Here is a 21,780-nt window from a genome sequence, read left to right as displayed (position 1 = left end):
ATGGGGGCGACGGTGGGTTGGCAGTTGGTCAAGGTGGTCCGGGAGCGCAACACGGCGCTCTACCTGGGCGGGGTGGTGGTCTCCGGATTCGGTGACTCCGCGATGGCGGTGGCCGCCGGAGTCTGGATCAAGACCGTGACGGGGTCGGACAGCCTGGCCGCGCTGGCCGGGTTCTGCATCTGGCTGCCCACGCTGGCCGGCCCGGTGGTCGGCGCACTGGCCGACCGGGTCCGCCGACGGCCGTTGCTGGTCGGGGTCAACCTGGGGCTGGCCGCCGTCCTGCTCGCACCCGCGCTGGCACCCCGACCGGCGGTGGTGGGGCTGCTGTTCGGGGTGCTGACGGTGGTCGGGGTGGGCACCGTGCTCACCGACACCGCCGAGACCGCGCTGGTGGCCGCGGCCGTCCGGGAGGAGCTGCGCGGCGACTTCAACGGACTGGTCCGTACCGCGATCGAGAGCACCAAACTCGTCGCCCCACTGGCCGGCGCGGCCCTGTTCACCGCCTTCGGGGGCCGGGCGGTGGCCGTGCTGGACACGGGGAGCTTCCTGCTCGCGGCGCTCGCCTTCCGCCTGCTCCGCGTTCGCGAGACCCGCCCCGAGCGCTCGGCCCGGCCGGACTGGCGGGCCGAGACCGCCGAGGGAGCCAGGTACCTCTGGCAGCACCCGGTGCTGCGCCCACTGGTGCTCACCGCCGCCACCGCGATGGTGGCCTCGGGCCTGAGCAGCACCGCCACGTACGCCCTGCTCGACACCGGGCTGCACCGGGCGGCGGCCTTCGCCGCCGTGCTGACCACGGTGCAGGGCGCAGGATCGATGCTCGGCGGCCTGGCGGCGGGTGCGCTGATGCGGAGAATGCCTGAACGCGCCTTCGTGGCAGCCGGGATGACGCTCTTCGCCCTCGGCGTGCTGGCCCGCGCCACCCCGTACCTGCCGCTGGTGCTGACGGGCAGTCTGGCGATCGGCGTCGGCCTGCCCTGGCCGCTGATCGCGGCGTTCACCGCCGTCCAGCGGGAGACGCCGGGCGAGTTGCTCGGCCGGGCGGCCGGCACCGCCGGGACGCTGGTCTTCGCCCCGACCGGGCTCGCCATGCTGGCCGGGACCGGGCTGGTGGCGAGCCTCGACTACCGCGTCCAGACGGTCGCGGCGGGGGTGCTGGCGCTGACGGCCGGCGGGTTGCTGGTGCGGGTGAGGCGGGCGGCGGCCAGGCCGGCCGAGGAGCCCTCGAGGGCTGTCGGTGGTGGGGCCTAGCGTCCTCGGTATGACGCAAGCCGTACAGACGTACGCCTATCTCCGCTCCTCCGCGATCCGTGACTCCGCTGTGCAGAGCGGTGCGGCCGGCCGCAGCCTGGACCTGGAGACCTCCGGGGGCGCGACCCCCGCCGGGGCCGTGGCCAATCCGCAGTTCTTCAGCGGCTTCCTGACCACTCCGGTGCCGGCGGCCGCCGCGCTGCTCGCGGTGGCCGACGTGGCCGCCGCCCGGTACTACCGGCCGCTGCTGCGGGCCTCGCTCGACCCGGTGGTCACGGCCAACGGGGACCGGCTGCGGTTCGAGTCGTTCTCCGGCTGCTGCGGGGTCTACGCCCGGCTGGACGTGCTCGGCGCCGGTCTGGACGGCGGCGAGATCGGGCACGGCACCACCAACGTGGACGTCAACTCCCCGCTGCGGGACGCGCTCGGGGTGCTCGGCGGGGCCGAGCCGCTGCACCTGGCCGTCGGCCCCGAGGCGCTGGAAGTCACCACGCTGGACGGCCCGTTGGTGGAGAAGAAGGTGCCGCTGCCCGAGCGCTGGCTGCGCGGGTTCGCCGAGACCCAGGTGCTCGCGGCCGGCTTCGACCTGCGGGCCGAGGCGCCTGCCGCCGAGGCCGTCCGCTTCCTGCGCTCGCTGCCGCGCACCGGCCGCGGCGCCACCCAGTGGGTGGTCGCCGCCGGGCCGACGCTGCGCCCGACCAGCCGGGCCGTGCCCGGCGCGGTCTGCCTGCCCGGCCCCGAGCGGCTGGCCGCGCTCCAGCGGGTGCTGCGGCACGCGCTCGCGCTGCGGGTGTACGGCCCGCCGGCCGGCCCCGGGCCGACGGCCTCGGCCTGGGAGGTGGTGCTGCCGGGCATGCGGCTGACCCTCACCCTCTCGCCGGACGCCGCGCGCGGCTTCTCCGGCGAGGGCGGGGTGCTCGACGCACTGGCCGCCGAGAGCTCGGCGGCCGACGCGGAGCTGGTCGCGGTGCTGCTGGCCTGGGAGCCCCGGATCGACCCGGCCGAACTGGCCGAGCAGGCGGGCCTCCCGATCGACCGGGTACGGGCCGCGCTGACCCGGCTCGGCACGGCCGGGCAGATCGGCTACGACACCGCCGAAGCCGCCTACTTCCACCGGCAGTTGCCCTACGAGGCGGCCCGCGCCGAGGACCGCAACCCCCGGCTGCGGGCGGCCCGCGCGCTGGTCGCGGCCGGTGCGGTGCGGCTCGAGCAGGGTGGCGCGCTGGTGACGGTGGACGGGCACGTGCAGCGGGTACGGATCGGCGCGGCCGGCCGGCTGAGTTGCACCTGCCTCTGGTGGGCCAAGTACCGGGGCGGGCGCGGGCCGTGCAAGCACGCGCTCGCGGTGAGTCTGACGGCGGGCCGGGACGAGACGGGTCTGACGGCGGCCCGGGACGAGACGGGTCTGACGGCGGGTGGCCGTCCGGCCGGGGTGGGTTCGGTGCAGGGGCGGGACGCGGCAGGGGTGGAGGGGGAGCTGTGAGTGGGCACGGGATGACGGACGGCATGACGGACGGCATGACGGACGGGATGGCGGGCGGGATCACGGGTGGGCAGTCGGCCGGGCGGCTGGTCGAGCTGCTGCGAGCGGGGGATTCGGCCGGGGTGGTCGAGCTGCTGGCCGGCTGGAGTGCGGAGCAACGCCGCTCCTTCGCCCCCGAGCTGAAGATCCTCCGGCGGGAGCTGCGGGAGGACTGGTGGCGCAAGCGGGAGTTCACCCACGCGCTGATGGTCGCGGGCGCGAGCTGCCTCACCGCGCCCTCGGCGGCGGCGAGTTGGCTCGGGGCGACGCAGTTCGGCGGGGCCGACGGCTGGGAGCAGCCCGCGCTGCTGCGGGCCCTCGAGAGCCACCCCGTGGAGTGGCGGACGGCCGTGCTCGACCGGCTGGCCGAACGGCGGGCGGCGAACTGGTGGGTCGGTCAGTTCCGGGTGCTCGAGCACCTGGTGCGGACCACCGGCCGCGCCGTGCCGACCACCGAGGGGTTCGTCCGACTCTGGCGGCTGGACCGGGGCCGGCCGTACCAGCGGCCCGCCCACCTGCTCGGCGGCGCACCCGGCGGGACGCTGCTCGCGCGGTTGCAGGGTGACCCGTTCGCCCCGGTGCTCGCTCCGCTGATCTTCGACCTCGATGGCATCGGCTCCGAGTTGGACGGCCCGTGGCACCAGCAGGCCCCGGCGAACTGGTGGCCGTACTGCCTGACCCGGCTGGCCGAGGAGAAGGTGCTGGACCGGGGCGAGTTGCTCGACCGCTGCCTGGCCCGGCTGGTCCGCGGCGGCCGGCCGAGCGACCAGCGCGGGTTCCTCAAGGTGCTGGTCACGCTGGCCCCGACGGCCGAGGAGAACGCCGGCCGGGTCCGCTCCTACCTCGCCCTGCTCGACGCGCTCAACACCGTGGCCACCCACGCCCAGCAGGTGCTCGCCGAGCTGGACGAGGCCGGTCTGCTGGCCCCCGGCCTGCTCGGCGAGGCGTCGACCATGGTGCTGTTCCGCACCGAGAAGAAGCTGGTCCGCACCCAACTGGCCTGGCTGGACCGGACGGCACGCCGCGAGCCCGCCCGTGCGGGCGAGGTGCTGCTCGCCGCCGCCGGAGCCTTCGGCCACCCGGACGCCGAGATCCAAGGCCGCGCCCTCAAGTTGATCGCCCGTCATCTCCGGTCGGCCGGCAGTGCGGTGCTCGAGCCGCTGCGCGCCGCCGCCGAGGTGCTCGACCCGGCCCACGCGGCCCTGGCGCGCGAGCTGTTCGGCCTGCCGGCGGCGCCGGAGCAGGAGTACCGGGAGTTGCTGCCACCGGTGCCCCGGCCCACCCCCGTGCCCGGCCCGCTCGCCACCGCGGCCGAGGTGGCCGAGGAGCTCGGCGCCGTCATCGCCGGCGACCCGGACCCGATCGCCTTCGAGCGCGTGCTGGACGGCCTGGTCCGCCATGCCCACCTGGACCGCCCCGGCCTGACCGCCGCGCTCGAACCGGTGCTGCGGACGGGCTCCTGGCCGAGCAGCCGTTGGGGCGACTGCTCGCCGCGCGCCGTGCTGCACGTCGCCCTGGTGGCGGCCCGGCAGGACACCCCGGAGGACCTGCACAGCACCGACTGGTACACCGAGTTCGGCAACCTGCTGGCCGGTCGGATGGAGGAGGCGGCCCGCCAACTCCGCACCGCCCAAGCGCCGTTGCTGCTCGCTGCCCCGACCCTCAGCACCGGTGCGGTGGACGCGGCCACCCTGGTCGAGCGGATCGCCGCCTACGAGGCCGCCGGAGTCGAACCCGGCCCCGCCGACCTCTCCCAGGCGCTGCTCCGGGTGCTGCCCACCCGGTCCGAGGAGATCCTGGCCGCCGCTGAGCGGCTGACCTCGGCGGCGGGCGCGCAACTCGCCCGCTGGCTCCGCACCGGCGGGCCAGTGCCCCGGCCCGCCACCGCCGTGAAGGTCTCGCCCGCCGACGAGGCCGCCTCCAACCACTGGGCCTGGTACACCTTCCACGGCACGGTGCTGACCTGCGTGGACCAGCCGGAGTGGGACTCGCCCGTACCGCTCGCCCCCGACGCGGCCGGCCTGCTCGCGGCGGTCGCACCCTCGCTCCAGCGCGCCGCCCGGTACTGGTCCGCCGCCCCCGTCCGGCACTGGACCACCGCGCTGCCCCACCACCGGGAGGAGCTGGCCGCCCGGCTGCTCGAGGTCTTCTCGAACACCGACAGCGCCTCCGGCACCGACCTGCTCCCGCTCATCGCCGAGGCCGGCGGCCCGGCCGGCCCCGCCGTCCACCTGGCCGTCGCCTACGGTCTCGGCGCCCGCCACCCCGAGGCCCGTGCCGCCGCCGTGGACGCCCTGCTGGTCCTGGCGGCCCAAGGCGCCTTGGACCGCGAGCTGCTCGGCCGCTCCCTCGCCGAGCTGGTGCGGGACCGGGCGGTGAAGTCCAACCGCCTCACCGACTCCCTCCGCACGGCCGCCGCCACCGGCGCCCACGCCACCGTCTGGTCGGTGCTGGCCGCCGCCCTGCCCGGCCTGCTCACCCCCGACCCGGCCCACGGCGCGGGCGACCTGCTGGTGGTCGCCGCCGACTGCGCCCGTCGCAGCGGCGCCCGGGGCTCGATCGCCGAGGTGACGGCGGTCGCCGGGAGGACCGGATCGAGCCGGCTGGTCAAGGAGTCACGGGCCCTTCGGGACCTGCTGGCAGTGGCCTGAGCGGTCCCTGAGCGGTCTCCGAGCGTTCGTACTCCGTTGCTGCTGCTTCCCGCAGCCGGGGCTTGAAGACCTTGCCGACCTCGGTGTGCGGGAGTGCGTCGAGCACGTGGACGGCCACCGGGGCGGCGGCAGGCTCGGGGACGTGGGCCGCCGCCCAGGCGCGGAGCTGCTCCGGGGTGACGGGCCGGCCGGTGGCGGTGGGGGCGTAGGGGTGGGGGTGGTCGCTGGGGTGGTCGCTGGGGTGGAGGCTGACGAAGGCGACCGGGACCTCGCCGGCGTGCGGGTCGGGGCGGCCGACGGCCGCGGCCTCGGCGACGGCGGGGTGGCTGAGCAGGGCCTCCTCGATGAGGGCGGGGTCGATGTTGTGGCCGCCCCGGATGATCAGGTCCTTGGCCCGCCCGCTCACCTTCAGGTAGCCGTCGGCGTCCACCGACCCCAGGTCGCCGGTGTCGAGCCAGCCGTCCCGGACCACCCCGGAGGGGTCGGGCACCGGACGGCCGTCCGGGGTGGTGCGGAGGTACCCGGCGAACACCCCGGGCCCGGAGACCAGCAACTGTCCTGTGATTCCCGGTGGTTGATCCACCTGCCGGCCGCTCTCCGGATCCACTCGGACGGCCCTGACCCGGTGGTATGGCAGCCGGAGGCCGACCGTGCCGGGCCGGTGGTGCTCCGGTACCGTCCGCGCGCAGGCGCAGGTGGCCTCGGTGAGCCCGTACCCCTCGCAGAGTTCGAGCCCGGTCCGGGCCAGGAACGCCGCTCGGGTGGCGGCGGGGAGTGGGGCGGCGCCGACGGCCGGCAGTCGGAGGCTGCTGATGTCCGCGTCCACCGGCACCCCGGCGAGCACCGCGTACACCGTGGGCACGGCCGACATCGCCGCCACTCGGTAGCGCTCCACCAACTGCCAGAAGCGCGGGTAGAGTTCCGGATCCCGGTACCCCAATGGCCCGGTCCACACCACGTGGTGTCCGTGGAAGAGCGGCGTCAGCCCGGTCACCACCAGCGCGTTGGCATGGAACAGCGGCAGCGCCCCGAGCACGGTGGCGCCAGGGTCCAGTGGGCTGCCCGCTGCGAGGGCCCAGGCCATGACGGTCTGGTTCGCGTGGGTGTGGGCGGCGAGTTTGGGGGTGCCGGTGGTGCCGCCGGTGTGCAGGCAGGCCGCGAGGTCCTCAGCGGTGGGTGGTGGTGCGAGTAGCCGGTCGCCCGGCTGTGCTGCCGCCAACTCTGCCGCGTGGCAGACCTGTTGCGCTTGGTTCGCGGTGGGGCGGCCGTCCGGGCGGAGGGCGAGCAGGTGAGCGCCGGTGCGGGCGGCGAGTTCGGTGGCGCGTTGCCAGACGGCGGGGTCGAGGGCGGGGCCGGCGGCGAGCATGACCCGGGCCCCGCTGCGGCGCAGCAGTGCCTCGGCGCTGTCGACGGTGAGCGCGGGGTTGATCGGTGCGGCCAGGCCGACGGCCTGGGCGGCGAGGTAACCGATCAGCAGGTCACCGCAGTTGGGGGAGTAGAGCGCGACGGCCTCCGGGCGGCGGACCCCGAGGGCGGTGAGGGCGTTCGCGAACCTTCGTACGGCACTGGCCAGTTCGGCGTAGCTGAGGGTGGTGGCTTCGTCGGCGCGGGCGGCGCCGGGCAGGAGGGTGAGGGCGGGCTGGTCGGGCCACCGGGTGGCAGCCCGTTCGAGCAAGGCGTACGTGGTGGGCGGGAGCCCGCGCCGGCTGAGCGGCACGGACTCCACGGCGGCCAGCTCCGCCGGGGTGCGGCAGGGCGGCCAGAGGTCTGCTTCGCCGGTCATGGCGGGGCTCCCGGAGGGGTTGACTCGGGGGATCAGAACAGGGGGCCGAGGGTGCAGAGCACCGGGCCGGGGTGGGCGGGGTCGAGGGCGTTGAGGACCAGCTGGGCCACGTCGCCGTCGTAGGCGAGGCCGATGTGGCCGACCGGGTCGAGCGGGCAGTACTGCTGGACGCTCTCGTTGGTGACGCCGGGCTCCGCCACGTACTCGGTGCCGTACGGGGTGACCAGGGCGTCGGCGGTGGAGGCGACCACGGTGTAGTCGATGCCGGGTCGGGTGATCGGGCCGTCGTTGAGGCGGGCCACCGCTGGGCCGCCGGTGGTGAGTTCGGTGCAGGCCACGCAGCCGGCGGTGGCGAGCACGGTGTCGACGGCGGGGCGGATGCCGAGGGTCTCGGCGAGGGTGATCAGGTTCGCGAAGGTGGTGCCGTGGGTCGGCGGGGCGATGGCGACCACCTTCGCGGTCTTCGCGGCGTACCCGGGCAGGGCCTTCGGCAGGTAGAGCGATTCGAACGCGCCCTCGGAGTGGCCGACGAGGTCGAGCCGGGTTGCCCCGGTGGTGGCGAGGATGCGGTCGATCGTGCCGGCGATCTCGTGGGCGGAGTCGTCCACGGCCTTGAGCCCGCCGACCGGCAGGCCGGGAAGCGGCTCGCCGTAGGTGGGGGCGTAGGCGCAGTAGCCGGCGGCGGCGAGGGCCGGGCCGAGGAAGGCCATGTTGCCGGGGCCGTTGCCACCGAGGCCGTGGAGCAGCAGCACCGGCTCGGGGTGGGCGGGGGAGGGGCGGCAACTCCAGTCGTTGAAGCCGGAGTTGGTGGTGAGGGTGGGAGTGGCGGCCGTGGTGGTGGCTGCCTGGCTCGGGGTGGCCGTGGTGGTCGCGGCGGTGGCGGCGAGCAGGGTGGTCGCGAGGGCGAGCAGCGTGCGGCGGAGCGGTCGGCGCATCGGGGGCCTCCCGGCGGGCGAGGGGGTGGGATGCGGTCAGTACAGCACGGGCGCCAACTTCCAACAAGGCGGCTTGTTGGTAAAAGGTTGCCGTGTTGGGAGTCGCCGGACTTGTCGGGAGCGCGACTGAGGAGTCGTCAAGCCGCTAACCTGGTCGGGTGCCTGCAGAGAGCCCCGCCGCCAGCGCCAGCGCCAGTACCACCGCCAATGCCAACGCCGCCGCGACCGATTCCGAAGCTCGGGTCGCGGCCGGACCGGTGGCCACCGGCCGCCGGATCCGCGGCATGGACGCCGAACAGCGGCGTGCCCAGCGACGCCATCAACTCCTCGAAGCGGCACTGGAGTTGTTCGCCGCCCAGGGTTACGCCAACACCTCGATCGAGCAGCTGTGCCAGCAGGCCTTCGTCGGCACCAAGGGCTTCTACGAGATCTTCGAGAGCCGCGAGGCCTGCTACGTCGCCCTGCTGCGCGAGGTGACCACCCGCCTGGAGGCCAGGCTGACCCAGGAGTTGGCCGCCGCCCCGCCCGACCCGTACAAGGGCGAGTGGCAGCTGGTCACCGCCTTCGCCCACGCCTTGGTCGCCGACCCCCGGCTGGCCCAGGTCACCTTCGGCCAGGGCGGCGCCGTCTCCCCGGCGGTCGAGCGCCAGCGCCGCGCCAATCGCCGCTGGGCCGCCGCCTTCGTCGAACGCACCTGGCGCCAGTACGCCGGCCGCCCGCTCCGCCGGAACATCGACCCCCACCCCATCGCGATCGGCCTGGTCGGCGGCATGTTCGACCTGGTCTCGGACTGGCTCCTGGACGCCGACCCGCGCGACCCCGCCCAGGTCGCCACCCTGGTCCGCGACGTGCAGGGCTTCTACGAGGCCGTCCGCGCGGGCGTCAGCACCGACTAGGGACCCCATCAGACAATGCTCGCCTCGTGGTGACGCGCGGTCCGGGGGCAGGTCCGGACGGCGCGGAACTGTCCGGGGTGGTGGTGCCCAGGGCTCGCTCCCGCGCGCCAGGTCCCACGGTCAATCGTCGGCGCGGGACCGGTGCGGGGCGTCGGCCGGGGGGAGCCGGCGGGTGATCAGGTCGAACAGGTCCGTCAGGGGTTCGCTGACCTCGCGGCCGAACTCGGTCAGGCCGTAGGTGACTTGGGGTGGGGTGGTCGGTTCGACCTTCCGCCAGACCAGGGCGTCCTGGACCAGGACCCGGAGGGTCTGGGCGAGCATCTTCTCGCTGATGCCGTGGATGCTCTCGCGCAACTCGAAGAAGCGGAGGTCGTTGCGCCGCAGGGAGATCAGCACCCAGACGCCCCACCTGCTGGTGACGTGGTCGACCATGTCACGCGCGGGGCAGTCGGTGTGAAACACGTCATACCGGTCGCCCGGCTCGGCTCCCTTGAACTGCAACCCTCCCACCATGTCATGAGCTTACCTCCAGGTATGCCCTTACCAACAGTGAGCCCGTCCTCCTAACGTCACGTCCACCGAAGCGAACTGACGAGGAGTCGAACATGATCGTGGTGACCGGAGCGACCGGGAACATCGGCCGACCGCTGACCCGGGCGCTGGCCGAGGCGGGGCAGCAGGTGACGGCGGTGTCGCGCCGCGCGGCGGCGGTGCCGGACGGAGTGCGGCATCTGGCGGCCGACTTGGGCAGGCCGGCCGAGCTGCGGCCCGCGCTGGCCGGGGCGTCGGCGCTCTTCCTGCTGCTCTCCGGTGAGTTGCACGGCCCGGCGGGGCGGCCCGCCGAGTTGATCGGCGAGGCCGCGGCGGCCGGGGTCCGGCGGGTGGTGCTGCTCTCCAGTCAGGGCGTGGTGACCAGGCCGTTCGGGCCGACCCGGATCGCGATGCGCGAACTCGAGGACGCCCTGCGGGGATCCGGCCTGGAGTGGGTGATCCTGCAGCCGGGCGGCTTCGCCTCCAACGCGCTCTGGTGGGCCGAGTCCGTCCGCACCCAGGGGCTGGTCGCCGCGCCCTTCGGCGAGGTCGGCGTGCCGATCGTCGACCCGGCCGACATCGCGGCGGTCGCGGCGGCCTGCCTGCTGGACGACCGGCACGCCGGCAGCGTCTACCAGTTGACCGGCCCCGAGGTGATCACGCCGCGCGGGCAGGCGGCCGCGATCGCCGGGGCGCTGGGCTCGCCGGTGCGGTTCCACGAGCTCACCCGCGCCGAGGCCGGGGCCGCCATGAGGCGGGCCATGCCGGCCGAGCTCGCCGAGGACACCCTGGACATCCTCGGCGCCCCGAACCCGGCCGAACTGCGCATCAGCCCGGACGTCCAGCGGGTGCTCGGCCGTGCCCCGCACCCCTTCGCCGCCTGGGCCGCCCGCAACGTCGCGGCCTTCCGGTAGGGCCTGGCTTCGAACCCGGGCGTCAGGCGGGCTCGGGGGCGGTCTTGAGGAGCGGGGCGTCGCGGGAGATCTCGCGGAAGCCGAGGCCGTGGTAGAGCCCGCGGGCCTTGGGGTGGCCGGGGGCGCCGAGGCAGACGACGGTGGCGTGGGTGGCGCCGGCCGCGCGGGCCAGGTGCATGCCGTGGAGCATCATCGCGTGGGCCAGGCCGCGGCGGCGGTGGTCGGGGTGGGTGCCGACGGGCTCGAACTCGACCGTCCGGTTGACCTCGTCCAGCCACATGATCGCCGAGGCGGCCCAGGCGCCGTCCGGGGCCTCGACCAGCACGTGCAGGTCGCCGCGGTAGGCGGCCGTCTCGCGGACGCCCTGGTAGCTGCGGGCCGTGTACGGGGAGGGGTTCCAGGCGTTGAGGTGGGCCTGGACGGCCGCCTCCGGTCCGGCTTCGGCGGCCGTGCGGAAGCGGTAGCCCGCCGGCAGCGCCGGTGGGTCGAGCTCGGCCAGGTCACGCCGGTTGAGCTGAGTCCAGTCGCCGTCCTCGCCGAGGGCGGCCCGGTCGGTCTCGTACCCGTGGGCCGCCCAGCGGGTCAGCGCGTACTCCTCGGCGGTGGTCGGCAGCGCCATCCGGTCGAGACCGGCCGCGACCTCCTCGTACCACCCGATGACCTCGTCGACCAGGTGGAGGTGGTCGGGGTGCACCTGGTAGCTCAGGAAGGCGTCCTTCACCTCGGTGGCCGACCCGTCGTTGCGCTCGATCCGGTGCGGCAGGAAGGCCCAGCCCCAGGCGACCAGCACGCCGTCGGCCGTCCAGAACCGCCGCCGCCAGGTCTGGCCGTGGGCGGCGCGCCCCTTGCCCCAGACCCAGGCCAGCTCGCCGTACGAGGCACCGGCGCTGATCAGGTCCGGGCGAGCGGCGGTGACGCGCTGGGCCAGGCCCTGCATGAGCGGGATGTCGGCGGCGGTCAGGATCTCGAAGTCGGTCATGGTCGGTCACTGTGCCAGCAGGGCCTATCGCCGTCGAACGATTTCCGGAGGCGGTCGCCGCGCTGCTGCTCGCCGGGTAGGGGACTGGCCGGGAGTCAGTCGAGGGCGGCTCGGCTGAGGGGGCGCCAGGCGCAGGCGGTGGTCAGCAGCATGGCTGCGGCGGCGAGCCAGAACGGGGTGGTCAGGGCCAGGTGGCGGGTGAGCAGGGCGCCGAACAGGGAGCCCAGGGCGGCGCTGCCGAGGTCGGCGAGGGTGCGGACGCTGCCGACCCGGCCGCGTAGCTGGTCGGGGGTGGCGCGTTGGTGGAGGGTGGCGGCGATCGAGCCCCAGACCATGGTGTGGACGCCGAACAGCACCAGCACGGGCGCCGCGAGCCAGACCCGGGTGGTGGCGGCCAGGGCGGCGTGGGTGGCCGTCTCGACCAGGAGGCCGGCGCGGAGCAGGGTCGCCGCGCGCCAGCGGTGGCGGAGACGGCGGACGGTGAGCGTGCCGAGGGTGCCGCCCAGGGCGAAGGTGGTGAGGAGCAGCCCGTAACCGGGGCCGGAGAGGCCGAGGCGGCGGTGGGCGTAGAGGACGAAGGTGGCGAAGGCCGCGCAGAAGAAGAGGTTGCCGACGGCCATGGTGAGGGTGAGGGCGCGCAGGAGCGGCTGACGCGCGAGCCAGCGTACGCCGGTGGTGAGGTCAGTGCGTATCCGCTCCCGTGGCGCGGTGACCGATGGTGGGGCGGGGGTGGTCCGCGGGCGGAGGGCGGCCGTCAGGGCCGCTGCGGCGGCGAAGGTGAGGGCGTCGGTGGCGAACGGGGCTGCGGCGGCGAGGGCGAAGAGCCAGGCGCCGAGGGGCTTGGCCAGGAACTGGTTGCCGACGCTGAAGGTGAGGGAGAGTCGGGCGTTGGCCTCGGCCAGGTCGCCGCGAGCGACCACGGACGGGAGGAGGGCCGAGCTCGCGGTGTCGGCGAGGGTGTCGGCGGTGCCGAGCAGGAAGAGCACCGCGTAGAGGAACGGCAGGTGCACGGCCTGCAGCGCTGCCGCGGTGGCGAGCGCGGCAAGGGCCGTCGCGCGGACGAGGTTGACCGCGACGACCAGCCGGCGGCGGTCCAGGCGGTCCACGTACACCCCGCTTACCAGGCCGAACAGCAGCCAGGGCAGCTGCTGGAAGAAGACGGCCAGGGCCACCGGAGCGGGGTCGTGGGTGAGCGAGGCGACGAGCAGCGGGCCGGCTGCCATGGTGATGCCGTCGCCGAGCGTGGAGATCGCGGACGCGGCCCAGAGCTTGTGGAAGTCCGCGCCGAACGGCGTGGAGTTCTTTCGGGCAGGCAAGAGTGGCTCCTCGGTGGGAGAGAACGGTCGGAGTACGTCGTCCGGGTCCGTCTCGCCGAGGGAGCTGCGAAGGAGTTCGCAGTGGTCCGGCGGGTGCCGTCAGTGCACCCGACGCCCTCGGGGCGAGCCGGTGACCGTGTCCACCTCGAAACGCATGCCCACTCCTCTCCGGGTACCGATGCTGCCCGGAGGGTAGTGGGTGCAGGGGCTGACGGGCCATCGGATTTGCGGGGGCGGGGTGCGGTGCGGCACCGAGGAGAGGAGGGTGGAACTACAGGGGGACACCGGGTCGAACCGGGCCCGGTGGGTCGGGTGAGGTCAGGTGATTCCCATGACTGAGCAGATCGAGCAGATCGAGCAGATCGAGCCGGTGGTGTGGTCCCGGCATTGGCAGCCGGTCGGTGAGGCCGACCGGCTGGTGTTCGCGCTGCTGGACGATCTGCCGGGGTGGCGGGCTCGGTCGGCGGCGCGGATCTCGCTGTCGAGTGCGCTCTGGTCGGAACGGGAGCGGGAGATCCTGGTGGAGCCGCCGCTCCGGGAGGGGCCGGCCGCGGAGTTTCTCAAGGACGCCCCGCGCAAGGCGATGCTGGTGCTGCCGGTGGTCGACATGCCGAAGGTCACCTCGGTGAACTTCTCCATCGAGGCGGCGGGGAAGCCCGGCCACCGGCTGCCGCGCGGCGAGATCTGCCGGATGCAGGCCCGGCACTTCCGGTACCGGGCGGAGCAACTGAACCTCGGCGGGCTGCTCGACGAGGAGCTGGAGCGGCTGCTGGCCACGATCTTCCTGTTCAATCCGGTGGAGCTCAAGGAGCAGCTCAGGAAGTGCTCGTTCCTGTTCGACGGGGACTGGCGGGTCGCCTGCTGCACGGCGAAGTACGTCCGGAAGTCCATCGCCGACTGCGGATCAGAGGCTGTCGCGGGGGCCAGGGAGTGCAGGGTGCGGATCAAGGCACTGGTGCACGGGCGGGTGCACGTCGACGAGACCAGTTCGGCGCAGAACCCGCTGCTCGTGCTGGCGAACTACATCCGGGACGGGCAGTGTTCGGGGGCTGAGGCCGGTGCGGTGATGCGGCGACTGGGTGTGCTGCTCCAGGAGATCGCCCTGGTCCGGACCCCGGAGTCGGAGCGGCTGCTTCGGCGTTACTTCAGGTACGGCTCGCGGTGGGAGATGATGGCGCGCTGCCGGGTGCCGCTGGACGAGCCGTTCCTGATGAGGGCGAAGGAACGGCGGGAGATCCACTTCGGTGCCGTCCGGGAGCACGCGGCCTCCTCGCTCTGCCGGAAGTGGATCTGGCCGACCGCCAGTACGAACATCACCTTCCACGACGCCAGGACCAATCACTTCTCGGTCTCGGTGGCCGACAACGGCGTCGAGCTGCACGCGCGCAAGACGAGGGTGGTCCCGGACGGGGAGATCGGTGCGGTCGACGAACCCGATGCCGAGCACCGGACGGCGGAGCAGTACACCAGGTACGACGCGCACGAGGCGCGGGCCGACGTGATCGGCATCGAGTGCCGGCTGCGGCAGCCGTACCTGCGGCGGCTGACCTGTCGTGGGGTGGTCATTGCGACGCTGATGGCCATTGCGGTGCTGGTGAGGTTCGGGGTGTTTCCGTCCGGGGGGAAGCCGGGGCTGAGCAGCGCGGACGTGGTGACGATCCTGATCCCGGTGACGGTGTCGGCCTCGTTGCTGCTGGCGCGGGACACCAGCACGCTCGCGATGCACGTCAAGCGGGTGGCGCAGGTGTCGTTGATGGTGTCGCTCGGGGCGCTCTGGTGTCTTGCCGTGGTGCTCTATCTGACCGGTTGCGTCAGCATCGGGTCCTTCGGGTGAGCGGTCGGCCGATTGACGTAGGCCCGGGTGGTCCTTCCGCAGGGGTGGGTGGGGTGACAGGGCGTTCGGGGTGGTCAAGTTGACGGATCAACACGTGCGTGGTGGGGGGTGGCGCGCGATGATGGGGGTGCGCGGTGGCCCGTTGTGGTTCGGCCAGGACTCCCGACACCCCGACGCAGGCTTTCCCCGGGTCGCCGTGGTGCGGTGCGGCGCCGTCGGGTACGGCGCCTGCCGCCCGGACGCGTGAGGGAAGTGAGAGCAGTGATCACGGTTGTCAACAAATCGACACGGGTGACCGACCAGGACGTGCGGACGATGACCCGGGCCTGTGCGACGCAGGTGCAGCGGGACGCCGCCCCGGTCTGGCGCAAGGTGCCGATCCCGGTGGTGTGGGCCGCGAGCGAGGAGGAGGCGCCTCCCGGGGCCTGGGTGATCGCGATCCTCGACGACTCGGACCAGGCCGACGCGCTCGGCTGGCACACCGAGTCGGAGGGTGACCTGATCTTCGGCCGGGTCTTCGCCGCCCCGGTGCTGGACCACGGCGGGACGGCGCTGAGCGGCCGGCTGTCGGTCTCTGCGGTGCTGAGCCACGAGGTGCTGGAGACCTTCGTGGACGAGCACGTCAACCTCTGGGCCGACGACCTGAAGGGCGCCGCCTACGCCTACGAGATCGGCGACCCGGTCGAATCCGACTCGTACGAGATCACCGTGTCGGGCGCCGGCCCGGTGTCGGTGTCCAACTTCGTGACCCCGGCCTGGTTCGACCCGCAGGCGAGCAGCTCGGACGGCTTCGACCACCTGGGCAAGGTCACCGCGCCGTTCCAGATGACCAAGGGTGGCTACGTGGTGATCCGCACCGAGGGCAAGGAGCAGCAGCACTTCGGCGCGCTCTACCCGGAGTGGAAGAAGACCGCGAAGCTCGCCGACACCTCGCGCTCGCAGCGCCGGCTCTCGCCGCGGAGCGGGCGGTAAGTGCCCCCTGGGGGCGGCTCAGGCGCCGGCGGCGGTGACGATCGCGTCGGTGGCGAAGCCGAGCAGCAGGCCGCCCAGGATGCCCCAGGTGGTCAGCTCCTTGAGGGCTGCCTTGCGGGCCACGGCGAGCAGCTCGATCACCACGTAGAGGATCGACCCGGCGGCCAGGCCGAGGAAGGCGATGCTGAGGGTGTCGTTCACCAGGTGCTGGCCGACCAGGGTGCCGGCGAAGGTCGGGCCGCCGCCGACCAGGCCGAGCAGACCGAGCAGGCCCCAGGACGGACGCTGCTCCTCGCCGGTGAGCGGGGCGACGATGCCGAAGCCCTCGGTCGCGTTGTGCAGCCCGAAGCCGACGATGAGCAGGACGGCCAGCGAGAGCTCGCCCTTGGCCGCCGAGTTGCCGATGGCCAGGCCCTCGGCGAAGTTGTGCAGGCCGATGCCGACGGCGATCATCCAGGCCAGCTGCCGGGAGGGCGAGCCGCCGGCCGTGGCCAGGCGCCGGGCGTTGTGCCGGTCGTAGTGGACCAACCCGGCCAGGCCGAGGGCGAGGCCGAGGAAGAGGACGGCGCCGCCGCCGAGCGCGGTGCCCCAGTGGTGGTCGGAGAGGGCCGCGTCGGTCGGCTCCCAGGCGTGGGTGAGCACGTCCCAGAGCAGGAAGGTCAGGATGCCGATGGCGACGGCGTTCAGTCCCGCCTTCAGCCGGGGCGCGGGTCTGCGGAGCCGGCCGATCGGCAGACCGAGGTAGATGGTGAAGCCGGCGATGGCGCCCAGGAGGGTGATCTGGGTACCGGACATGACTGCTCCAGGGGATGGGGTGGATGAGCCGGAGGGGGCCGTCGGTGAGGGCGGCGGCGCAGAGACTAGGGCAAGTGAGGCTTGCCTAACAACCTTTCGGACCGTCAGGGGAGGGAGTGGCAAGTGCCGCTTGGCGAGACGGAGTTCCGGTGGGCGGTGGATCGTGTACGAGCCGCTGCGGGTGGGTCGGCCGGGGTGTGCCGCGGCGCACATTGCCCGGCGTGGGGCCGGGGTGACAGAGTGCGGTCATGGTCCAGCCCCCCGTGCTCCGCGCCGAGCAGACCCTCGCCCCCGCCGCCGTCTTCGACTGGCTCGACGAGGCGGCCGAACTCCGCTCCCGGGCCGGGCTCACCCGGACGCTGCGGAGTCGGCCGGCCGAGGACCCGGTGCTGGACCTGGCGAGCAACGACTACCTCGGGCTGGTGCACCACCCCGCCGTGACCGGGGCCGCCGCCGAGGCGGCGCTGCGCTGGGGCGGCGGCGCGACCGGCTCCCGGCTGGTCACCGGTACCACCGCGCTGCACACCGAGCTGGAGCGCGAGCTGGCCGAGTTCTGCGGGGTGGAGGCGGCGCTGGTCTTCTCCTCCGGCTACGCGGCCAACCTCGCCGCGCTCACCGCGCTGACCGACCCGGACACCCTGATCGTCTCCGACGCGTACAACCACGCCTCGCTGATCGACGGCTGCCGGCTCTCCCGCAGCGAGGTGCACCGCGCTCCGCACGACGACCCCGAGGAGGTGGCCGCCGCGCTCGCCGCCCGCAGCCACCGCCGGGCGCTGGTGGTCAGCGACACCGTCTTCTCGGTGGACGGCAACGCGGCCCGGCTGCCCGAACTCTCCGCCGCCGCCCGCGCGCACGGCGCGGCGCTGCTGGTGGACGACGCGCACGGGCTCGGCGTGCTCGGCCCCGGCGGCCGGGGCGCCCTCGCCGCCGCCGGGCTGGCCGGGCAGCCGGACACCGTCGCCACCGTGACGCTCTCCAAGTCGCTCGGCTCCCAGGGCGGGGCCGTGCTCGGGCCCGCCCGGGTGATCCGGCACCTCACCGAGACTGCCCGCACCTTCATCTTCGACACCGGTCTCGCCCCGGCGGCCGTCGGCGCCGCACTCGGCGCGCTGCGCCTGCTGCGGGCCGAACCGCAGCGCGCCGACCGCACCCGCGAGGTCGCCCGCACCCTCTCCGGCTCACTGCGTGCGGCCGGTCTGACCGCGAGCCACCCGGACGCCGCCGTGGTCTCCGTCCAGGCCCCCACGCCTGAGGCGGCCGTGCAGTGGGCCGCCGACTGCCGTACGGCCGGCCTGGCCGTGGGCTGCTTCCGTCCGCCGTCGGTGCCGGACGGCATCTCGCGGCTGCGGCTCACCGCGCGGGGCGACCTCACCGAGGCCCAGATCGCCGAGGCGGTCCGGATCGTGGTGGCCACGGCCCCCGTGAGCTAGGGCCTCTCTTACGGATCACGCCGGGCGGCCGCCGCCGGGCCACGCACCTCGCCGGCTTCTCGTCAGTCGCCGATGCTCCGCATGGACTCCCTCCTCGGCGCCGCCGATGCACGCGCCCTCCTTGCCCGCCAACGGGCAGGAGGGGCCCTCCAACGACGCCCGCTGATCCGACGTGATCCGTAAGAGAGGCCCTGGGCGGAGCTAGGCGTTCAGGACGGACTGGGGGAAGGCGAAGACGGCGTCCGGGTCGTAGCGGAGCGCGGTGGCGCGGAGGCGGTCGAGGTTGGTGCCGTAGTAGGCGTGGCCCCAGTCGGGGAGGGTGGCGTCGAGGTAGTTGACGTAGGAGCCCTCGGTGCCGAGGCGGGTCAGGCCGTCGCGGAGTGCGGCGACGGTGTCGCGGGCGCCGGTGCGGCCGGCCGGGGTGGTCTCGGTGAAGATCTGGATGCTGGCCGGTGCGGCGCGGTGGGGGAAGGCGGTGGCGTCCGGGGCGAGGTCGGCGACGGCGCCGCCGAGGGCGTCGAAGAGCAGGTAGCTGCCGTCCCGGCCGAGCAGCAGGTCGGTCACCCGGCCGGCGTCGGGCGGGGTCGGGCCGACCAGCCGGGAGCCCGCGAGGAAGGCGTCGCGGGAGAGGGTGCCGCCCTCGGCGGTCGGACGGCACTGGGCGAGGGTCTTGGCGGAGCAGCCGGCCATGTACGTCATCGCGCCCAGGTAGTCCTTGGTCTGGACGCTGCGGCTGTCGGGGCGCACGCCCGCGGTCGCGATCAGGCTGTCGAGGAGCTGGTCGGCGGCGCTCTGCGGGCCGACGTGGCAGCCGACCAGGTGCGGGTCCGGCGGGGTGCCGCCGTTGATCAGCAGGGAGGACCAGAACGCGCGCGGGGTGCCCGGCGTCCAGCTCAGCCAGGCGCCGAGCAGGTCGGCGGCGGAGCCGGCCGGGAAGCCGAGCGAGAAGACGGTCAGGTCTTGGGCCGGTTCGGTGCGGAACTCGAGGGCGGTGACCACGCCGAAGTTGCCGCCGCCACCGCCGCGCAGCGCCCAGTGGAGATCGGGCTCGGAGTCGGGGGAGGCCTCGCGCAGCGTGCCGTCGGCGGTGACCACCTGGGCGGCGGTGAGGCGGTCGCAGGTCAGGCCGTAGGCGCGGGCCAGCACGCCGATCCCGCCGCCGAGGGCGAGGCCGCCGATCCCGACGGTCGGGCAGGCACCGGCCGGCAGCAGCCGACCCGCCCGGGCGAGGGCCGTGTAGACCTCGATCAGCCGGGCGCCGGGGCCTATTGCTGTGGTGCCGTCCGGGCGGACGTCCACCTGGGCCATCGAACGGAGATCGACGACCAGGCCGCCGTCCGGGACGCTGTACCCGAGGTAGCTGTGGCCGCCGCTGCGGGCGGCGATCGGGAGGCCGTGGCCCCGGGCCAGGTCGAGGCAGTGCTGCACGTCGGAGGGGGAGGTGCAGAGGGCCACGGCGGCGGGGTACTGGTCGTCGTCGAGCTGGTTGTAGCCGAGGCGGTGGTCGGCGTAGCCGGGGGAGCCGCGGAGGAGGAGGCGGCCGTCGAGACGGCGGTCGAGCTCTTGCCAGTCGGGTGGTGCGGTGGTGCGGTGGCGGCTGGGCCAGGGGTGGAAGGCGGTGGTCAGGGCCACGCCGCTGAGGGTGGCCAGGAACTGGCGGCGGTCGATCGGCATCGGCATGGGTTGCACCATCCAGGGGCGCGGGGAACGGCGCGGATCAGCGGGCAGGCGCTGCTGTCTTACGCGGGTGCTCACTTGCACTGTCCGATGCTGGTGCAACTGGCTCTCGGCCGCAGCTGCGGGTGGGCTTCTTCCGAGTTCGCGCAGTTCCCCGCGCCCCTGGATAGTGCAGCTAACCGTCTCGTCGAATGGCGATCAGGGCGGAGTCGTCCGTCGGGAGGCCGCCGGTGTAGCGGGTGACGTCGGTGATCAGGTGGTCGAGGAGGGCTTCGGGGTTGGGGACGGGGAGGTCGGTGAGGCGGGTGGCGAGGGGGTAGAAGGTGCCGGTGGTGTCGCGGGATTCGGAGAGGCCGTCGGTGTAGAGGAGGAGGAGTTCGCCGCGGCGTAGGTCGAAGGGTTCGGCGGTGTAGTGGCCGCCGGTGAGGGCGAGGAGGCCCAGCGGTGGGGACGGGGCGGTGGGGAGGAGTTCGCGGGCCTGGCCGGTGCGGGTGAGCAGGAGGGGCGGGGGGTGGCCGCAGGTGACCAGGAGGGCCGGGTGCGGGGCGGGTGGGACGGCGAGCAGGACGGCGGTCACGAAGCGTTCCTCGCCGGCCCGGCGGGCGACTGCGGCGTCCAGCCGTTCGGCCACCGTGGCCAGGTCGGGTTCGGCCACGGCCGCCTCGCGGAAGGCGCCGAGCACGTCGGCGGCGGTCTCCACGGCGCCCAGGCCCTTGCCCTCCACGTCGCCGAGCAGCACCCGTACGCCGAACGGGGTGTCCAGCGCCTCGTACAGGTCTCCGCCGATCTGGGCCTCGGGGGCGGCGGCCTGGTAGCGGACGGCGATCCGGAGCGGGCCGAGGCGGGCGGGGACGGGGCGCAGCAGGGCGAGTTGGGCGGCCTCGGCCACCGAGCGGACCTGGCGGAGCTCCTGTTCGCGGGCGGTGACCACGGCGACGTGGGCGCCGCTGGCCAGCGTGGTGGCGGCGATGGCCGCGATGGCGGCGAGGTGGACGGAGGAGGGGAGGCTGCCGTTCTGGGCCCAGAGCAGGGAGGCGGTGGCGAGCGCGATCGCGCCGGCGATCAGCGGGACGTGCACCCGGCGGGTGCCGGAGGCGGCGAGCACGGGGACGCTGGCCAGCACGGGGGAGACGGTGGTGGTCGGGCCGGTGAGCAGGTCGGTGACCACGGCCAGCACCAGGAGCAGGTACGCCCCGGCCAGCAGTCCGCGTGAGCGGCGGCTCAGCTGCTCCACCGGCCCGCCCCCGTCAGGCCTTCTTCGCCCGGCTGGGCTGCACCCGGGCGGGTTCGCCGGGCATCTTGGGGTGGTCCGGCGGGTACGGGAGGTCGCCGGCGCCCTCGTCGCGGACCTGGCGTTCGTAGAGTTCGAGCAGCGGGTCGAGGGCGAAGGCGTGCTCGTCCATCCCGGCGTGCAGGTCGCCGCACTCGGCGAACCGGGCCGGCATGGTGCGGACGGTGAAGTCGGCCGGGTTCACCTCGTTCAGCTCGGCCCAGTGCAGCGGGGCGGAGACGGTGGCCTCGGGGCGGGCCCGGACGGAGTAGGGGGAGGCGATGGTGCGGTCGCGGGCCATCTGGTTGTAGTCGACGAAGATGGTCTCGCCGCGCTCCTCCTTCCACCAGGCGGTGGTGACCTTGCCGGGCAGGCGCTTGGTGAGCTCGCGGCCGAGCGCGATCACGGCGTGGCGGCAGTCGGTGAAGGTCCAGCGCGGTTCGAGCGGTACGTAGACGTGCAGGCCGCGGCCGCCGGAGGTCTTGGGCCAGCCGCGCAGGCCGTGGGAGTCGAGCAGGTCGTGCAGCTCGTGGGCGGCCCGGACGGCGTCGTGGAAGTCGGTGCCGGGCTGCGGGTCGAGGTCGATCCGCAGCTCGTCCGGGTGCTCGGTGTCGGCGCGGCGCACCGGCCAGGGGTGGAAGGTCACGGTGCCGAGGTTGACGGCCCAGAGCACGGCGGCGGGCTCGGTGGGGCAGATCTCGTCGGCGGTGCGGCCGCTGGGGAAGGCGATCCGGGCGGTGGGGAGCCAGTCGGGCAGGCTCTTGGGCGCCCGCTTCTGGTAGAACCACTCGCCCTCGATGCCGTCCGGGAAGCGCTGGAGCGTGGTCGGCCGCTCGCGCAGCCCGCGCAGCACCCCGGGGGCGACGGCCAGGTAGTACTCGGCCAGCTCCCGCTTGGTCACCCCGGCCTCGGGGAAGTACACCTTGTCCGGGTTGGAGAGCCGCACCGCGCGCCCGGCCACGTCGAGTTCGATCGCACCTGCCATGCTCCCCACGCTAGGCCGGACGCGCCCGCACGGCGCGCG

Annotated in this window: 17 protein-coding genes; 8 read left to right on the top strand and 9 right to left on the bottom strand. The window is 74.3% G+C overall.

From position 1 onward, the window contains the following. Positions 1-12: 12 nt before the first annotated feature. From CFP65_RS41990 to CFP65_RS40090, 3 genes are read left to right on the top strand one after another with little or no spacing between them, the layout of a single operon-like run. Positions 13-1,248 carry an MFS transporter gene (locus CFP65_RS41990; RefSeq protein WP_104820567.1) on the top strand — a complete coding sequence of 412 codons (1,236 nt, stop codon included), beginning with the start codon at positions 13-15 and terminating at the stop codon, positions 1,246-1,248. Between the two features lie 10 nt (positions 1,249-1,258). After that, complete coding sequence (locus tag CFP65_RS01600) at positions 1,259-2,731, top strand: SWIM zinc finger family protein (protein ID WP_104814398.1); 1,473 nt, start codon at positions 1,259-1,261, stop codon at positions 2,729-2,731. Then, positions 2,728-5,421, top strand: a complete 2,694-nt coding sequence (locus CFP65_RS40090) for a DUF6493 family protein (protein ID WP_217368124.1) — start codon at positions 2,728-2,730, stop codon at positions 5,419-5,421. The genes CFP65_RS01600 and CFP65_RS40090 overlap by 4 nt, the downstream gene beginning before the upstream one ends. On the opposite strand, the gene CFP65_RS01595 is transcribed toward CFP65_RS40090, so the two are convergent. Continuing rightward, the gene (locus CFP65_RS01595; RefSeq protein ID WP_217368123.1) at positions 5,378-7,204 is read right to left on the bottom strand and encodes an acyl-CoA synthetase; all 1,827 of its coding nucleotides are present in this window, start codon (positions 7,202-7,204) and stop codon (positions 5,378-5,380) included. The two genes, CFP65_RS40090 and CFP65_RS01595, sit on opposite strands and share 44 nt — an antisense overlap. Before the next feature lie 32 nt (positions 7,205-7,236). Further along, positions 7,237-8,139 carry a triacylglycerol lipase gene (locus tag CFP65_RS01590; RefSeq protein ID WP_158701964.1) on the bottom strand — a complete coding sequence of 301 codons (903 nt, stop codon included), beginning with the start codon at positions 8,137-8,139 and terminating at the stop codon, positions 7,237-7,239. Between the two features lie 158 nt (positions 8,140-8,297). Between CFP65_RS01590 and CFP65_RS01580 the strand changes: the two genes are divergently transcribed. Then, entirely contained in the window at positions 8,298-9,035 is a 738-nt protein-coding gene (locus tag CFP65_RS01580) for a TetR/AcrR family transcriptional regulator (protein ID WP_217368122.1), read from the top strand. Positions 9,036-9,155: 120 nt separating this feature from the next. Here CFP65_RS01580 and CFP65_RS01575 read toward each other — a convergent pair whose 3' ends face one another. Next, positions 9,156-9,548, bottom strand: coding sequence for a helix-turn-helix domain-containing protein (locus CFP65_RS01575; protein WP_104814397.1), 393 nt, complete (start codon positions 9,546-9,548; stop codon positions 9,156-9,158). A gap of 92 nt (positions 9,549-9,640) precedes the next feature. Here CFP65_RS01575 and CFP65_RS01570 point away from each other — a divergent pair, with 92 nt between their 5' ends. Next, entirely contained in the window at positions 9,641-10,480 is an 840-nt protein-coding gene (locus CFP65_RS01570; RefSeq protein WP_104814396.1) for an SDR family oxidoreductase, read from the top strand. Positions 10,481-10,502: 22 nt separating this feature from the next. On the opposite strand, the gene CFP65_RS01565 is transcribed toward CFP65_RS01570, so the two are convergent. Then, positions 10,503-11,459 (bottom strand): N-acetyltransferase, encoded by a 957-nt coding sequence (locus CFP65_RS01565; protein ID WP_104814395.1) that lies wholly within the window; start codon positions 11,457-11,459, stop codon positions 10,503-10,505. A gap of 95 nt (positions 11,460-11,554) precedes the next feature. Further along, complete coding sequence (locus CFP65_RS01560; protein ID WP_104814394.1) at positions 11,555-12,775, bottom strand: MFS transporter; 1,221 nt, start codon at positions 12,773-12,775, stop codon at positions 11,555-11,557. Between the two features lie 331 nt (positions 12,776-13,106). On the opposite strand from CFP65_RS01560, the gene CFP65_RS01555 reads away from it, so the two are divergent. Together CFP65_RS01555 and CFP65_RS01550 are read left to right on the top strand one after the other, a co-directional pair. Further along, positions 13,107-14,609: a hypothetical protein gene (locus tag CFP65_RS01555; RefSeq protein WP_104814393.1), complete on the top strand. Its 1,503-nt coding sequence runs from the start codon at positions 13,107-13,109 to the stop codon at positions 14,607-14,609. A 291-nt stretch (positions 14,610-14,900) separates the two neighbouring features. Beyond that, positions 14,901-15,581, top strand: coding sequence for a hypothetical protein (locus tag CFP65_RS01550; protein ID WP_104814392.1), 681 nt, complete (start codon positions 14,901-14,903; stop codon positions 15,579-15,581). An 18-nt stretch (positions 15,582-15,599) separates the two neighbouring features. Here CFP65_RS01550 and CFP65_RS01545 read toward each other — a convergent pair whose 3' ends face one another. Beyond that, positions 15,600-16,376 (bottom strand): ZIP family metal transporter, encoded by a 777-nt coding sequence (locus tag CFP65_RS01545; RefSeq protein WP_104814391.1) that lies wholly within the window; start codon positions 16,374-16,376, stop codon positions 15,600-15,602. Positions 16,377-16,624: 248 nt separating this feature from the next. Between CFP65_RS01545 and CFP65_RS01540 the strand changes: the two genes are divergently transcribed. Next, positions 16,625-17,809, top strand: a complete 1,185-nt coding sequence (locus CFP65_RS01540) for an 8-amino-7-oxononanoate synthase (protein WP_104814390.1) — start codon at positions 16,625-16,627, stop codon at positions 17,807-17,809. Positions 17,810-18,010: 201 nt separating this feature from the next. Here CFP65_RS01540 and CFP65_RS01535 read toward each other — a convergent pair whose 3' ends face one another. The 3 genes from CFP65_RS01535 to ligD form a co-directional block, all read right to left on the bottom strand. Beyond that, on the bottom strand, positions 18,011-19,489 hold the full coding sequence (locus tag CFP65_RS01535) for an FAD-binding oxidoreductase (RefSeq protein WP_254552162.1): 1,479 nt from the start codon (positions 19,487-19,489) through the stop codon (positions 18,011-18,013). A 172-nt stretch (positions 19,490-19,661) separates the two neighbouring features. Further along, positions 19,662-20,720: a PP2C family protein-serine/threonine phosphatase gene (locus CFP65_RS01530; RefSeq protein WP_104814389.1), complete on the bottom strand. Its 1,059-nt coding sequence runs from the start codon at positions 20,718-20,720 to the stop codon at positions 19,662-19,664. Between the two features lie 13 nt (positions 20,721-20,733). Beyond that, on the bottom strand, positions 20,734-21,741 hold the full coding sequence (gene ligD / locus CFP65_RS01525) for a non-homologous end-joining DNA ligase (RefSeq protein ID WP_254552161.1): 1,008 nt from the start codon (positions 21,739-21,741) through the stop codon (positions 20,734-20,736). Positions 21,742-21,780 lie beyond the last annotated feature (39 nt).

The sequence above is a fragment of the Kitasatospora sp. MMS16-BH015 genome, from assembly GCF_002943525.1.
Classification (GTDB): Bacteria; Actinomycetota; Actinomycetes; order Streptomycetales; family Streptomycetaceae; genus Kitasatospora.
The sequence above is the reverse complement of the archived record's forward strand: the minus strand, read 5'-3'. Positions and strand labels throughout refer to the sequence as shown.

Excerpts from the sequence above, each read along its gene's own strand:
- CFP65_RS01600 (WP_104814398.1), top strand. The coding sequence starts at position 1,259 with ATGACGCAAGCCGTACAGACGTACGCCTATCTCCGCTCCTCCGCGATC.
- CFP65_RS01595 (WP_217368123.1), bottom strand. The coding sequence starts at position 7,204 with ATGACCGGCGAAGCAGACCTCTGGCCGCCCTGCCGCACCCCGGCGGAG.
- CFP65_RS01590 (WP_158701964.1), bottom strand. The coding sequence starts at position 8,139 with ATGCGCCGACCGCTCCGCCGCACGCTGCTCGCCCTCGCGACCACCCTG.
- CFP65_RS01575 (WP_104814397.1), bottom strand. The coding sequence starts at position 9,548 with ATGGTGGGAGGGTTGCAGTTCAAGGGAGCCGAGCCGGGCGACCGGTAT.
- CFP65_RS01570 (WP_104814396.1), top strand. The coding sequence starts at position 9,641 with ATGATCGTGGTGACCGGAGCGACCGGGAACATCGGCCGACCGCTGACC.
- CFP65_RS01565 (WP_104814395.1), bottom strand. The coding sequence starts at position 11,459 with ATGACCGACTTCGAGATCCTGACCGCCGCCGACATCCCGCTCATGCAG.
- CFP65_RS01555 (WP_104814393.1), top strand. The coding sequence starts at position 13,107 with ATGACTGAGCAGATCGAGCAGATCGAGCAGATCGAGCCGGTGGTGTGG.
- CFP65_RS01545 (WP_104814391.1), bottom strand. The coding sequence starts at position 16,376 with ATGTCCGGTACCCAGATCACCCTCCTGGGCGCCATCGCCGGCTTCACC.
- CFP65_RS01540 (WP_104814390.1), top strand. The coding sequence starts at position 16,625 with ATGGTCCAGCCCCCCGTGCTCCGCGCCGAGCAGACCCTCGCCCCCGCC.
- CFP65_RS01535 (WP_254552162.1), bottom strand. The coding sequence starts at position 19,489 with ATGCCGATGCCGATCGACCGCCGCCAGTTCCTGGCCACCCTCAGCGGC.
- ligD (WP_254552161.1), bottom strand. The coding sequence starts at position 21,741 with ATGGCAGGTGCGATCGAACTCGACGTGGCCGGGCGCGCGGTGCGGCTC.